Consider the following 13,763-nt stretch of genomic DNA (forward strand, 5'->3'; position numbering starts at 1 on the left):
AATCAGCCGCGGAAGGCGGGGAGGGCGTCGGCCAGGAAACGGGCCACCGCCTCGGGGGACTCCAGCGTCAGGTCGGCGGCACTGGACAGCTCCGCGCCGGTCTCCGGGTTCGCGACCGCCACGCACATACCGAAGAAGCCGGGGTCGAGGGCTTCGCGGGCGCGCAGCGCGTCGAACGCCTTGACGTCGGACATGTCGTCGCCGAAGTACCAGGCGCAGCCCGCGGTCAGCACGGCCTCGCTGATCACCATGCCCTTGTCCTGGTCGACCGGCGGCTTCAGCTCCACCACCATGCGGCCACGCTGGATCCGCAACCCGAGCCGTTCGGCCTGCTCGTGCGCCCAGCGCTCGACCTGGTCGGCGAGCTGCGGCGCGGTGCGGTAGTGCAGGGCCACGGACAGCCGCTTGTACTCCACCAGGGTGGCGTCGGGCAGTTCGGCGCGGGCCTGCTCGGCCAGGTCGGCCATCGCGGGGACCCACGGCAGCGCGGCGGGCTCGGTGACCACCTCACCCTCGTGCAGCACCTCCAGGCCGTACAGGCCGTAGAGGTCGACGTGGGTGAGCCGGGCGAAGCGCGACTGCAGGAAGCTCACCGGGCGGGCGGAGACGATGGCCACCCGGGCGACCACACCGGCGAGGGTTTCGAGTACGTCGAGTGCCTGCGGCACCGGATGCACGGCGTCCGGGTCGTCGGCGACCGGGGCGAGCACCCCGTCGAAGTCGAAGAAGAACGTGGTGTCCTTCGCTCGCGCGACGGTGAACTCCCACGCCTCGGCGGCACTCAGCGGATGCGATGGACGTGCTGACTCTGCCACGTGCGCCAGCCTACTCGCCGAACGTGTCGTTGCAGGACGCCGAATCGGTGTACCACGACGGCGTGATGGCCGTCACTCTCCGTACTCCCGGGTCAAGGTCGGCTACTGGACGGCGGGCCCGGGGTTTCGCTCTAGTGCGCGTGACAGTTGATCAGCTAGCGTCTACGTATGGCACGGGGTTCTCCCGGGCCAGCCGGAGGCCCGGACCTGCGAACATGTTGCGCCACGGGGCCCGCATCCCGACCCCGTGTCAGGGACGGGCGCCGGGACGTGGCGGACCGCGGGTGGGGTTCGGGTGCACGCCCGCCGGAGCAGGCCTGTGACATCTCGCCGTACTGACGCCGGGGCATCGCACGACCCGGCCGCCCACCCCTCCACCAGCCATGCCGCGACGGGACGCCGTTCCCCCGACCGGCACGCTTCCGCGGAGCCCGCCCCAGCGGGCCGGGTGTTCGTTCTGGACACCTCGGTCCTGCTGTCCGATCCGGCGGCGTTCCGCCGGTTCACCGACCACGAGGTGGTCATTCCGCTGGTGGTGATCTCCGAGCTGGAGGGCAAGCGTCACCATCCCGAGCTGGGCTGGTTCGCCCGCCAGGCGCTGCGGATGCTGGACGAGCTGCGCATCAAGTTCGGTCGCCTCGACCAGCCGGTGCTCTGCAACGACGAGGGCGGCACCCTGCGGGTGGAGCTGAACCACGCCGACCCGGGCGCGCTGCCGCCCGGCTTCCGCAACGACTCCAACGACACCCGGATCCTGTCCGTGGCGCTGGGGCTGGCCGCGGAGGGCCGGGAGGTGACCCTGGTCAGCAAGGACATGCCGCTACGGGTCAAGGCCGCCTCGGTCGGCCTGCTGGCCGACGAGTACCGGCACGGCCAGGCCAGCGATCCCACCTGGACCGGGATGAGCGACCTCACCCTCGCCGAGGACGAGGTCAGCCGCCTGTACGCGGGCGAGTCCCTGGTGCTGGAGGAGGCCGCGCACCTGCCGTGCCACACCGGCCTGGTGGTGCACTCCCCGCGCGGTTCCGCCCTGGCCCGGGTGACCCCGGACAAGGCGGTCCGGCTGGTGCGTGGCGACCGGGAGGCGTTCGGCATCCACGGCCGCTCCGCCGAGCAGCGCATCGCGCTGGACCTGCTGCTGGACGAGTCGATCGGGATCGTCTCGCTCGGTGGCCGCGCCGGTACGGGCAAGTCGGCGCTGGCGCTGTGCGCGGGCCTGGAGGCCACGATGGAGCGCAACCGGCACAAGAAGGTCGTGGTGTTCCGCCCGCTGTACGCGGTCGGCGGCCAGGAGCTGGGCTACCTGCCGGGTAGCGAGTCGGAGAAGATGTCGCCCTGGGCACAGGCGGTGTTCGACACCCTCGGCGCGGTGGTGCACGCCAACGTCATGGACGAGGTGCTGGCCCGCGGCATGCTGGAGGTGCTGCCGCTGACCCACATCCGGGGCCGCAGCCTGCACGACGCGTTCGTGATCGTCGACGAGGCGCAGTCGCTGGAGCGCAACGTGCTGCTGACGGTGCTGTCGCGGATCGGGCAGGGCTCGCGGGTGGTGCTGACCCACGACGTGGCGCAGCGTGACAACCTGCGGGTCGGCCGTCACGACGGGGTGACCGCGGTCATCGAGGCGCTCAAGGGCCACCCGATCTTCGCGCACGTCACACTGACCCGTTCGGAGCGCTCGCCTATCGCCGAGGTGGTCACGGATCTGCTGGAGGACATACCGCAGTAGGTGAAGGCGCGGTGGGATTTCGGCCTGATTTGCACCCATAAGCTATGTGATCCATTTCACAACGGCGCGCCACTGTTTCACATCGACTTCACCGTGCGCGATGGTGTTCGGCGAGTACCACCGGATGGGTGCTCGTCGGACATCGACGCAGCCCACATCCCTTCGATCGAAGCAGGTCGAGGTCTCGGCCCGCAGGGGTCGCGGTGCTCACGGCGCGGACCGATGCCGGATTTCCGGCGAGGCCCGCGCCGCGTCATTGCCCCCGACGAAGGGATACTTCGTGAATCGGCTCTGGAGCCGGGTCGGTGTCCGTGTGGCCTCCGTGGGTCTGCTCGTTCTGGGCGTGATCGGTGGCGTCTACCTCGGACAGGACCGGGCGGTCCAGCAGCGCAGTGCCGAAGCGCAACTCGTCGTCCAGGCCGACGCGGACGAGATGCAGCTGCTGAAGGAACGACACGCCGAGCATGCCGCGGCCCGGGCGTGGCAGCGCCAGGCCGAGGACGATGCCGCGGCGAAGGCGGCCACCGAGGCCAAGGCCGCGGCCGGCAAGGCGCGGGCGCTGGAGAAGAAGGCGATCGCCAAGGCCGAGCAGGCGAAGAAGGCGGCGGAGCAGAAGTCGTCCGACTCCGGCGACGGCGGCACGGTGCCGTACCCCGGTGACATCCCGGCCTCCTGCGACGAGTTCAGCGGCAACCGCGCCATCGGGTGCGCGCTGATGCTCGAAGCGGGCTTCAAGATCGACCAGTTCCCCTGCCTCGACAAGCTCTTCAAGCGTGAGAGCGGCTGGAACCACCACGCCCGCAACTCGGGCTCCGGTGCGTACGGCATCCCGCAGGCCCTGCCGGGCAAGAAGATGGCGTCGATCGCCGACGACTGGGAAGACAACCCGGCGACCCAGATCAAGTGGGGTCTCAACTACATCGAGGGTCGCTACAACACCCCGTGTGGGGCGTGGAACCACTCGGAGAACACCGGCTGGTACTGAGAATTCTCCGCAATGCGGGGGTACGCGTTCGGCGCGTACCCCCGCATTGCGTTCCAGGGATGATCAAATGACCGCATGGTCCGGAATGTCTTTTCCGTGATTCTGTGCGGCGTCCTCGTGGCGCCGCTGACCACGACTGCCGTACCGGCTCACGCCGGTGGCGGCGCGCAGCCGGTCCACGCGGTGGTCGGCGGCAGACTCGCGCCGGACGGGATGTTCCCCTGGATGGTCCGCCTCTCCATGGGCTGTGGCGGCGCGTTGACCGCACCTCGCGTCGTGCTCACCGCGGGCCACTGCGTCGCCGGCACCGGGCCGGACAGCAGCATCCGCGTGATCGCCGGCGTCGCCGACCTCAAGTCCCCCAACGCCCTCCTCGCCCGCTCGGTCACGGTGATCCGCGCCACGGGATTCCACGGGGAGGTGAACGGCGACGACTGGGCCGTCATCAAGCTCGATCGGGCGCTCAAGCTGCCCGTCCTGCCGCTCAGCCGGGGCGCCGACGGCGGCACCCAGACCATCCTCGGCTGGGGACAGACCAGCGAGACCAACCCGGTGCAGCAACGCCGTCTGCGGTACGCCACCGTGCCGGTCGTGCCGGACGCCACCTGCGCGGCCGCGTACCGGAAGGTGGGGGTCGAACTGGTCGCCGAGGAGTCCCTCTGCGCCGGAGCGCCCGGCGTCGACACCTGCCAGGGCGACTCCGGCGGCCCCATGGTCCGGCGTACCGGGCGCGACGGCTGGGTGCAGACCGGGATCGTCAGCTGGGGGGTCGGATGCGCCCGCAAGGGATATCCGGGCGTCTATACGCAGGTCTCCACGTTCCAGGCGGCGATCCGGGCGGCCAGCCGCAAGCTCGGCTAGTACGCAGCGTGTTGGCGGGCTAGCGGCCGCCTGGAACACTGGGAACCGTGAGTTACCTCGAGACGCGTGAGGACGAGGCGGCGAAGTTCGGCACCGAGGCCTTCTACGCTTCGCTCGGCCGGGCGTTCGTCGCCATGTGCGCGCTGATTCCGGTGCTCTTCCTCATCGAGGCCCTCGACATCGCGCTCGGCAAGGGGCGGCTCGACATGGCGGGCGGCATCATCCCGCACCGCCTCGACGGGCTCGACGGCGTCGTGTTCAGCCCGTTCCTGCACGCCAGCTGGGACCACCTGTACGGCAACGCCGTGCCGCTGATCCTCGTGGGCACGTTCGTGCTGGCCGCCGGTACCAAGCGCTTCATCTGGTCGACCCTGCTGATCATGCTGGTCAGCGGCCTCGGGGTGTGGTTCATCGGCGACCCCGACAGCGTGGTGGTCGGCGCCAGCGGGGTCATCTTCGGCTACCTCGGGCTGCTGTTCGCCCGCGGCTTCGTCGAGCGCAGCTGGTGGAACCTGGGCGTGGCCGCCTTCATCGGCCTGCTGTACTGGTACCAGCTCTACAACGTGCTCCCCACCGACCAGCCGATCTCCTGGCAGGGCCACCTGCTCGGTCTGATCGGCGGGGTCATCGCCGCGATCGTGTTCCGCCGCAAGCGGCCCCGCCCGGTCCCGGCGGCGTACGACCCGACCACCACCACGCTGACGGATCTCTGAGCGGTCAGATCAGGGCTGTGTCGCCCGGTGCCGTCGGCACGGTCGGCAGGTGACCGTCGAAGTCGACAGCCGAGTACAACGACAGCTTCTCCAGCCGGTGGTACGAGTCGATCACCCGGATCGTGCCGCTCTTGCTGCGCATGACGATCGACTGGGTGTGCGCCCCGCCCGCCCGGTACCGCACGCCGCGCAGCAGGTCGCCCGAGGTCACCCCGGTCGCCACGAAGAAGCAGTTGTCGCCCGTGACCAGATCGTCCGTGGTCAGCACCCGGTCCAGGTCGTGGCCGCCCGCGATGGCCTTCTCCCGCTCCGAGTCGTCCATCGGCCACAACTTCGCCTGGATCATGCCGCCCAGACACTTCAGCGCGCACGCCGCGGTGATGCCCTCCGGGGTACCGCCGATGCCCATGAGCACGTCGACGTCCGACTCGTGGCGCGCCGCCGAGATCGCCCCGGCGATGTCGCCGTCGGAGATGAACTTGATCTGGGCGCCCGCGGCGCGGACCTCCTCGACCAGCTTCTGGTGCCGGGGCCGGTCGAGGATGCACACCGTCACGTCGGAGACGCTGGAGCGCTTCGCCTTGGCGATGCGGCGCAGATTCTCCGCGGTGCCCGCGTTGATGTCGATGACGTCCGCGCAGTCCGGGCCGACCGCGATCTTCTCCATGTAGAACACCGCGCTGGGGTCGAACATCGCGCCGCGCTCGGCGACCGCCAGCACCGCGACCGCGCCCGGCATGCCCTTGCTCATCAGCGTCGTCCCGTCGATCGGGTCGACCGCGACATCCACCTCCGGCCCGGTGCCGTCGCCGACCCGCTCGCCGTTGTACAGCATCGGGGCGTGGTCCTTCTCGCCCTCGCCGATCACCACGACACCGCTCATCTGAATCGAGTTGATGAGCTTGCGCATCGCGTCGACGGCCGCGCCGTCGCCGCCCTCCTTGTCGCCACGGCCCACCCAGCGGCCGGCCGCCATCGCGGCGGCCTCCGTTACGCGGACCAGGTCGAGGGCGATGTTCCGGTCGAGATCCTGCGGAACGCGGGCAACAGTCACTGCGGGCCTCCTCGCGACACTGCGGGTGTGGGTTCACCGATCCTGTCATGGGCGGCTACGCAAAGTCCCGCCGCAGCGACTTGATTAACACCGGGTGGGGCCCGCGACTGGCGATCAGTCAGGATGGGTACGTGGAACCCGCCAGCCCCGTCAGCCCTGACCCGGCAGCCGCCGCCCCGCCCGCCGCCGACGCTGCCACGGCGGACCCCGCCGACGTTTCGGCAGGCCGCGCGGCGACGGACCGCGCCCCGGCCGGCGCTTCGGCAGGCAGCAGTCCGACGGGTGGTCCGGCAGGCGGCGTTCCGGCTGGGCCCGCGGTTCCGGCTGGGCCCGCGGTTTCGGCTGGGCCCGCGCGACGTGGCAGTGCCGAGCGGCCGCCGCGCGACATGATCGTGTCGCTGGCCGTCCTGCTGGTGCCGATCGCGCTGGTGCTGGTCTTCTACCGCGTTGTACTCAACGGTGACGCCCCGACGTCCATCGACCCCAGGCCGACCATCCAGCAGGCGCAGGCGGCCAACCTGTTCCCGGTGGCCGAGCCGCGCGGGCTGGGCGACGACTGGCACGTGGCCAGCGCGACGTGGCGGCACGAGGCCACCGGGGCGACCCTGCGGCTCGGGTACGTCGCTCCCGGCAAAGCCCCGGTCCAGCTGATCGAGAGCAGCGTGCCGGCGGAGACCCTGCTGCCGCGCGAACTCGGGCGCACCCTCGCCCCGCACGGCTCGTATCAGAACGCGGGTCGGGCCTGGCAGCGGTACTCGGCGGGGGAGGACACCCGGGCCCTGGTGCTGCTGGAGAAGAACCGCTCCGTGATCGTCCTGGGCGAGGCGGACACCCGCCACCTGGAGGCGTTGGCCGCCTCCCTGTCCTGATCACCCGAGTCTGCCGGTTACCTGTTGGGGGGGGCTGGCCACGTCCGTCGTCAGATCGCCCGCGTCCGTCGCTCACCTGCTGGCTCGCGCGCCGCTGTGCTTGTCCGCCCAGCTGCCGGAAGCTCGCCGGGCGGCGGGCTCACTCCTGCGCGCGGGCGGCCCTGGCGGCGTCGATGCGCTGCCGGGCCCCGTCGAGCCAGCGCTGGCACACGTCGGCCAGCTGCTCGCCCCGCTCCCACAGCGCCAGCGCCTCCTCCAGCGAGCTGCCGCCCTGCTCCAGGCGTTCCACCACCGAGGCCAGCTCGGTACGCGCCTGCTCGTAGCTCAACGTCTCGTCGGTCACCGGGTCTCCCGTACGCTCGCCTGCAGCTCGCCCTCCGCGAGCCGTACCCGAAGAAGGTCTTCCGGGCCCACCTCGGTGGCCGCGCGGACGACGTGGCCGTCGGCGCGCTGAACGATCGCGTAGCCGCGCTGCAGCGTGGCCGCGGGCGACAGCGCGCGCAGCCGCGCGAGGGTGTGCCGCAGCTCGTCGTCGGCCCGGCGCAGCCGGTGGTCGACGCAGCGGGCGGCGCGGTCCCGCAGCGCTGCCACGTCGGCGGCCCGCTGGTCGATCAGCGCCTCCGGGCGGGCCAGCGCGGGCCGCGAGCGCCATGCCTGCAGCCGCTGCGCCTCCCGGTCGAGCATCGTGCCGATCGCCCGGTCGAGGCGGTACCGGGCGTGCTCGATGAGCCGCGTCTCCTCCGCCAGGTCCGGCACGATGCGCTTCGCGGCGTCGGTCGGGGTGGAGGCGCGCACGTCGGCGACGTAGTCGACCAACGGTGCGTCCGTCTCGTGACCGATCGCGCTGACCACCGGGGTACGCGCGGCGAACACGGCCCGGCACAGCGCCTCGTCGGAGAACGGCAGCAGATCCTCCACGCCACCGCCACCCCGGGCCAGCACGATCACGTCGACCGTCTCGTCGCTGTCCAGCACCGCGAGCGCGTCGATGATCTGCGGAACCGCGGTCGGCCCCTGCACCGCCACGTTGATCACCCGGAAGTCCACCGACGGCCAGCGGCGCCGCGTGTTCATCAGCACGTCGCGCTCGGCGGCCGAGGCCCGGCCGGTGATCAGGCCGATGCGCCGGGGGAGGAACGGCAGGCGTCGCTTGCGTTCGCGGGCGAACAGGCCCTCGGCGGCCAGCAGCCGTTTGAGGCGCTCCAGCCGGGCCAGCAGCTCGCCGAGGCCGACCTGCCGGATCTCGTCGGCGCGCAGGCTCAGCGAGCCCCGGGCCGGGTAGAACTCGGGCTTGGCGTGCAGCGTCACCCGCGCGCCCTCGGCCAGCTCGGGTGCGCCCGCGTCCAGCACGTCGCGGTGGGTGGTGACGGTGAGGCTGAGGTCGGCCGAGGGGTCACGCAGGGTCAGGAACACCACGCTGGCGCCGGGACGGCGGCTGATCTGGGCCACCTGCCCGTCCACCCACACCCAGCCGAGCTTGGCGACCCAGGCGCCGATCTTCTGACTGACCACCCGGACCGGCCACGGCTCGTCGGCCGTGCTCTTCTGCTGCTCCGGGGTCTGCTGCTCCGGGGTCTGCTGCTCCGGCTGGGTCACCCGGTCAGCCTACGGAAGAGGTCTGACATCCTCGGTGGCGGCGCGGCCGGGCTCTGCCACGGCGGCGCGACGCGCGGCCAGCGTCCGCCGCACGGCCACCACGGCACCGGCCGCCAGCAGCCCCACGTACGACCAGACCAGCAGATTCGCCGCCAGCGACAGCACGTCGACCTGCCAGGATTGGGCGTCGGCCACCCGCTCGGCGGTCGCCGGGTCGTCCGCGAGCGCGCCCCGGGCCAGCCACCGGAACGGCCAGCCGCGGGTCGTCTGGTAGCCGTACCCGTAGGTGCCGCCCCACGTCTGTGACGCCGATATCGCCATCCCGGCCGCCGTCCCGACCAGTCCGGCGGCCGCCGCGGCGATCGCGGTGGGCGCCACTGGCAGCCGGGCCCGATGCGGCATGAGCAGCACCAGACCACCCGCGGTCAGCACCAGGCCGATCGCGACGTCCAGGACGGGCTTCGGGCTGTGCAGGTTCAGCAGCAGCCAGGTCAGGCCGCCGACCAGGGTGCACGCCCCGACCAGTACGGGAATCACGGCGGCGATCCGGAGCCACAGGCGCTGTCGCATCGCACGAGTATGCCCCGGACGATCATCAACGTGCGGCGTGGGCGGGCGCAGCGGGCAACGCCCTCGCAGGCGGTGAGCAGTCGGGTACCGGGCGCGGTGATCGCCATCGTGGGTCAGCGTCGCGCTGACAGGCTGCGTCACGGTCCGGTGACCGTCAGCATGTGGGTGCCGGACGGGAGTGGTGGGGGTCGCAGCGGGGGCGGTGGCTGATGCGGGCACGTACCATGGCCGGGTGACCGAGACCCGTAAGCGCGTGCTCCTGGCCAGGCCGAGGGGGTACTGCGCGGGCGTCGACCGCGCGGTGCAGACCGTCGAGGAGGCGCTGAAGCTGTACGGCGCGCCGGTCTACGTCCGCAAGCAGATCGTGCACAACAAGCACGTGGTCAGCACGCTGGAGGCCCGCGGCGCGATCTTCGTGGAGGAGAACGAGGAGGTCCCCGAGGGCTCGATCGTCGTCTTCTCCGCGCACGGCGTCGCCCCCGAGGTGCACGAGCAGGCCAAGGCCCGCAACCTCAAGGCGATCGACGCGACCTGCCCGCTGGTCACCAAGGTCCACCACGAGGCCAAGCGGTACGCGGCAGAGGACTACGACATCCTGCTCATCGGCCACGAGGGGCACGAGGAGGTCGTCGGCACCGCCGGAGAGGCCCCCGCGCACATCCAGCTCGTCGACGGCCCGGACGGGGTCGACAAGGTCACCGTACGGGACCCGGAGAAGGTGGTCTGGCTGTCGCAGACCACGCTGTCGGTGGACGAGACGATGGAGACCGTGGCCCGGCTCAAGACCCGGCTGCCGCTGTTGCAGTCCCCGCCCAGCGACGACATCTGCTACGCCACGCAGAACCGCCAGCACGTGGTCAAGGAGATCGCCCCGTCCTGTGACGTGGTGATCGTGGTCGGCTCGACGAACTCGTCGAACTCCGTCCGCCTGGTCGAGGTGGCCCTGGACGCCGGGGCGCGCGCCGGGCACCTGGTCGACTACGCCTCCGAGATCCGCGACGAGTGGCTGGAGGGCGCCACCACGGTGGGTGTCTCGTCCGGCGCCAGCGTCCCGGAGGACCTGGTCATGGAGGTCCTCGCGCACCTGGCGGAGCGTGGCTTCGGCGAGGTCACCGAGTACACCACCGCGGAGGAACGGCTCACCTTCTCGCTGCCGCAGGAGCTGCGCCGCGACATGAAGGCCGCCGCCGCGCGGGGTTAGTAGCCGTCGACCAGCTCCGGTGCCTGGGGCTGGCGCGGAGTCACCTCCACCTGCGCGGGGGTGGCCAACTGATCGTCGCTGACCCCCAACTCGGCCAGCTTGCGGGCGCTGACCAGCACCCGCCCCTCCAGCGACCCCACCGCCCGGTTGTACGCGGTCACCGCCCCGCCCAGTGCCCCGCCGAGGCGCCCCACATGCTCGCCCAGCGTGGCCAGTCGCCCGTACAGTTCGCGGGCCAGTTCGTGCACCACGACCGCGTTGCGGGCCAGCGCCTCCTGCCGCCACGAGTACGCCACCGTACGCAGCAGCGCGACCAGCGTCGCCGGGGTGGCCAGCACGACGTTGCGGCTGAACGCGTGCTCCATCAGCGCCGGGTCGCGTTGCAGCGCCGCGTCCAGGAACGGGTCCGCGGGCACGAACAGCACCACGAACTCCGGCGTCTGCGCGAACGCCGTCCAATACGCCTTGGCCGCCAGCGCATCCACGTGCGCGCGCAGGTGGCGGGCGTGCCGGTCGAGGTGGCCGTCACGGGTCCGCTCGTCGCGGGCCTCCATTGCGGACAGGTACGCGTCGAACGGCGCCTTCGCGTCCACCACCACGCTGCGCCCACCGTGCAGCCGCACCACCAGGTCGGGGCGGACCCCCTGCTGATCCGTGGCGGCGGTGACCTGCTCGGCGAAGTCGCAGTGCTCCAGCAGCCCCGCCGCCTCCACGATGCGGCGCAGCTGGTGCTCGCCCCAGCGCCCCCGCACCTGCGGCGCCCGCAGCGCGGCGACCAGCTGCTTGGTCTCGGTGCGCAGCTCGCCGGAGACCGCGCCCATCGACCTGACCTGCTCGCGCAGTTCCGCGTACGCGTCGACCCTGTCGCGTTCCAGCTCGCCGATGCGCTGCTCATAGCGGCGCAGCGCCTCGTGCAGCGGCGCCACGGCCCGCGCCACCGCCTCCTGCGACTGGGCGGTGGCCTCGTAGGACAGAGCCCGCATCGACTGCTCCAGGCGCTGCTCGCCCTCGCGGCCCGCCTGCACGGTGGCCTCCAGACGGGCGATGTCGGCGGCGGCGCGCAGCCGGGCGGCCAGCCAGCCCAGTGCGGCACCCACTGCCAGACAGACGATCACCACGGCCACGGTCGAGACGGTCACGCCTGGAGCTTGCCAGAGGGGTACGACGCGACAGGCGAGGGTAGCTTGGACACATGAAGGTGTTTCTGCTGGTGATAGTGGTTCTGCTGCTCATCGCCGTCGTTGTCGCCTGGCGGCACGGCTCCGTGTCCCGCGAGCAGCAGCGCCTCGCCGACGCCCGGGCCGACGCCCAGCGCTGGTACGAGCGCCTCGGCGGCCAGGTGATGAACCTGCACGGCGACGATCCCGCGGCCCGGCAGGCGCTGGCCGACGCGGGGGAGCGGTACAACGCGGCGGGCGGTCAACTCCAGCAGGCCACCTCGGTGCGGCAGTTCGAACTGGCGCGGGAGAGCGCCCTGGAGGGCCTGGCCTACGTGCGGGCCGCACGGGTCGCCATGGGTCTGGATCCGGGCCCCGAGCTGCCGGCGCTGGCCGGGGCCGCGGGCGCCGGGCAGCTGACCAGCGACCGCGAGGTCACCGTGCAGGGGCAGCACTACAAGGCCGGGCCGCGACCGGGGCCGGACACGCCGTACTACTACCCCGGCGGGCAGGTGCAGGGCCGTCCCGTGCCGTCCGGCTGGTACTCGACGCCGGTGTGGAAGACCGCGCTCGGCGCCGGCGCCGGGGTCCTCGGCGGAATGTTGATCTTCGATGCGCTGTTCTCGCCCGGATTCGGGGATGCCGGGTTCGGCGACATGGGCTACCAGGAGGGCTTCGCGGACGGGTTCGCGGCCGGCGACAACGACGCCGGCATCAGCGACGCCGGAGACTTCGGCGGCGGCGACTGGGGCGGAGACTTCGGCGGCGGCGATTTCGGCGGCGACTTCTAGTACGGCGCGAACGGGACTGCCCGGCCCGGCGCGATCTGATGGTCGCGAACGGCGTCGTGCGTGCCGCCTCGCGTCCCCGCGGTGGCGGCGGGCCGCTATGTTCGTCGATGTTGCGGGCAGTCATGGGACCCCTGCAAGGCCACACGGTAGGGGGCTGTTCGTGTTCAAGGTGCGTGGTGTCGTTCTGCCCGAGCGGGAGGAACGGACGTTCTGGATCGACGGCGACCGCCTGCGTACCGATCCGGTGCCCGGTGGTGACCTGATCGTCGACGGCGGCTGGATCGTGCCGGGGCTGGTCGACGTCCACACGCACCCGGGCAGCACGGACACACCGGAGGATCCGTTCGACGAGGAGGTCCTGCGCAAGCACCTGGTGGACCACCGCGAGGCGGGCGTGCTGCTGATCCGTACGCCCGGCACCGCGGGCCGCATCCCCGACTGGGTCGAGGCCGATCCCGACCTTCCCCGAGTGCGCTCGGCCGGGCGCTGGCTGGCGACCCCGAACCGGTTCGTGAAGGGGTACGGGCGCGATGTCACCGAACAGGAGCTGGTGGCCGCCGCGGTGGAGGAGGCCACCGCCGCGTCCGGATGGTGCAAGATCCACGCCGACTGGGGCTTCGACTATCCGCCGCTGCCGTTCGATCTCCTGTGTGAGGTCGTGAAAGCCGTCCACGCCATCGGTGGACGGGTGGCCACGCACTGCCAGACCGCGCAGGGCACCCGTAACGCGGTGCTGGCCGGCGTCGACAGCCTGGAGCATGGCTGGTTCCTCGAAGAGGACCTGATCGACCACATGGTCCGCAATGGCACGGCGTTCGTCCCCACGCTGACCGTCTTCCAGGACAAGCTCCCGGAGGTGCGCAAGCGCGAGCCCAGCCCGCTCCGCGAATGGGCGCTGAAGGGCTGCGAACAGACACTGGACACCGTCCGCGCCGCCGTGGACGCCGGCGTCACGGTCCTGGCCGGGACGGACAGCTATCCCTGCGGCACGATCGCGACAGAGGTGGACTGGCTCATCCGCGGCGGGATGACGCCCGAGGCCGCGATCGGGGGCGCATCCTGGACGGCGCGGTCCTGGCTCGGACTGCCGGGACTGGTCGACGGCGCACCCGCGGACCTGGTCGTCTACGACACCGACCCCACCCTCGACCCGCGGGTTCTCGCGCATCCCAGCGCGATCATCCTGCGCGGCCGGGTGCAGCGCTCCCGCCGAGCCTGACAGCGGGCCGAGCCCGTCCCGCCACACCTCGGGCTGAGCCCTTCCCGCCTCACCGCGGGCTGAGCCCTTCCCGCCTCACCTCGGGACGAGTCCGTCCCGCCCGACCTCCCGCCGGCGGCGGCGCGGCGGGCGACCGGCTCCGCTCCGATTCGCGGGTGGCGGCGCGGGAGCCCGGGCAGCCTCCGCGAGCGGACGCTCCGGTC

General features: G+C 71.9%; 14 protein-coding genes. 8 read left to right on the forward strand and 6 right to left on the reverse strand.

Features of this window, described 5'->3' with window-relative positions:
• Window positions 1-2: 2 nt before the first annotated feature.
• Window positions 3-815, reverse strand: coding sequence for a trehalose-phosphatase (gene otsB / locus ACMCNN_RS02960; protein WP_412744633.1), 813 nt, complete (start codon window positions 813-815; stop codon window positions 3-5).
• 319 nt (window positions 816-1,134) lie between these two features.
• On the opposite strand from otsB, the gene ACMCNN_RS02965 reads away from it, so the two are divergent.
• The 4 genes from ACMCNN_RS02965 (at window position 1,135) to ACMCNN_RS02980 (ending at window position 5,103) form a co-directional block, all read left to right on the forward strand.
• The gene (locus ACMCNN_RS02965) at window positions 1,135-2,544 is read left to right on the forward strand and encodes a PhoH family protein (protein WP_412744634.1); all 1,410 of its coding nucleotides are present in this window, start codon (window positions 1,135-1,137) and stop codon (window positions 2,542-2,544) included.
• Window positions 2,545-2,824: 280 nt separating this feature from the next.
• A complete protein-coding gene (locus tag ACMCNN_RS02970) occupies window positions 2,825-3,529 on the forward strand; it encodes a lytic transglycosylase domain-containing protein (RefSeq protein WP_412744635.1) in 705 nt (234 codons plus the stop codon).
• A 96-nt stretch (window positions 3,530-3,625) separates the two neighbouring features.
• Window positions 3,626-4,390, forward strand: a complete 765-nt coding sequence (locus tag ACMCNN_RS02975) for a S1 family serine peptidase (protein ID WP_412744636.1) — start codon at window positions 3,626-3,628, stop codon at window positions 4,388-4,390.
• Between the two features lie 47 nt (window positions 4,391-4,437).
• Window positions 4,438-5,103: a rhomboid family intramembrane serine protease gene (locus tag ACMCNN_RS02980; protein ID WP_412744637.1), complete on the forward strand. Its 666-nt coding sequence runs from the start codon at window positions 4,438-4,440 to the stop codon at window positions 5,101-5,103.
• A 4-nt stretch (window positions 5,104-5,107) separates the two neighbouring features.
• On the opposite strand, the gene glpX is transcribed toward ACMCNN_RS02980, so the two are convergent.
• The gene (gene glpX, locus ACMCNN_RS02985) at window positions 5,108-6,157 is read right to left on the reverse strand and encodes a class II fructose-bisphosphatase (RefSeq protein WP_412744638.1); all 1,050 of its coding nucleotides are present in this window, start codon (window positions 6,155-6,157) and stop codon (window positions 5,108-5,110) included.
• Between the two features lie 47 nt (window positions 6,158-6,204).
• Between glpX and ACMCNN_RS02990 the strand changes: the two genes are divergently transcribed.
• Complete coding sequence (locus ACMCNN_RS02990; RefSeq protein ID WP_412744639.1) at window positions 6,205-7,026, forward strand: DUF4245 domain-containing protein; 822 nt, start codon at window positions 6,205-6,207, stop codon at window positions 7,024-7,026.
• 139 nt (window positions 7,027-7,165) lie between these two features.
• On the opposite strand, the gene ACMCNN_RS02995 is transcribed toward ACMCNN_RS02990, so the two are convergent.
• The 3 genes from ACMCNN_RS02995 to ACMCNN_RS03005 are packed head-to-tail and all read right to left on the reverse strand — an operon-like array spanning window position 7,166 to window position 9,192.
• Entirely contained in the window at window positions 7,166-7,369 is a 204-nt protein-coding gene (locus tag ACMCNN_RS02995) for an exodeoxyribonuclease VII small subunit (RefSeq protein ID WP_412744640.1), read from the reverse strand.
• Window positions 7,366-8,622, reverse strand: coding sequence for an exodeoxyribonuclease VII large subunit (xseA, locus tag ACMCNN_RS03000; RefSeq protein WP_412744641.1), 1,257 nt, complete (start codon window positions 8,620-8,622; stop codon window positions 7,366-7,368). Before xseA ends, ACMCNN_RS02995 begins: the two co-directional genes overlap by 4 nt.
• Before the next feature lie 9 nt (window positions 8,623-8,631).
• A complete protein-coding gene (locus tag ACMCNN_RS03005) occupies window positions 8,632-9,192 on the reverse strand; it encodes a hypothetical protein (RefSeq protein ID WP_412744642.1) in 561 nt (186 codons plus the stop codon).
• Between the two features lie 181 nt (window positions 9,193-9,373).
• Here ACMCNN_RS03005 and ACMCNN_RS03010 point away from each other — a divergent pair, with 181 nt between their 5' ends.
• The gene (locus ACMCNN_RS03010) at window positions 9,374-10,393 is read left to right on the forward strand and encodes a 4-hydroxy-3-methylbut-2-enyl diphosphate reductase (protein ID WP_412744643.1); all 1,020 of its coding nucleotides are present in this window, start codon (window positions 9,374-9,376) and stop codon (window positions 10,391-10,393) included.
• On the opposite strand, the gene ACMCNN_RS03015 is transcribed toward ACMCNN_RS03010, so the two are convergent.
• Window positions 10,390-11,532, reverse strand: a complete 1,143-nt coding sequence (locus ACMCNN_RS03015) for a DNA recombination protein RmuC (protein WP_412744644.1) — start codon at window positions 11,530-11,532, stop codon at window positions 10,390-10,392. The genes ACMCNN_RS03010 and ACMCNN_RS03015 overlap by 4 nt on opposite strands.
• Before the next feature lie 53 nt (window positions 11,533-11,585).
• On the opposite strand from ACMCNN_RS03015, the gene ACMCNN_RS03020 reads away from it, so the two are divergent.
• Both ACMCNN_RS03020 and ACMCNN_RS03025 read left to right on the forward strand, forming a co-directional pair.
• Window positions 11,586-12,341 carry a hypothetical protein gene (locus ACMCNN_RS03020; RefSeq protein WP_412744645.1) on the forward strand — a complete coding sequence of 252 codons (756 nt, stop codon included), beginning with the start codon at window positions 11,586-11,588 and terminating at the stop codon, window positions 12,339-12,341.
• Between the two features lie 160 nt (window positions 12,342-12,501).
• Window positions 12,502-13,560: an amidohydrolase family protein gene (locus ACMCNN_RS03025; protein ID WP_412744646.1), complete on the forward strand. Its 1,059-nt coding sequence runs from the start codon at window positions 12,502-12,504 to the stop codon at window positions 13,558-13,560.
• Window positions 13,561-13,763: the final 203 nt, after the last annotated feature.

This window comes from Krasilnikovia sp. MM14-A1004 (assembly GCF_047159485.1).
Classification (GTDB): domain Bacteria; phylum Actinomycetota; class Actinomycetes; order Mycobacteriales; family Micromonosporaceae; genus Actinoplanes.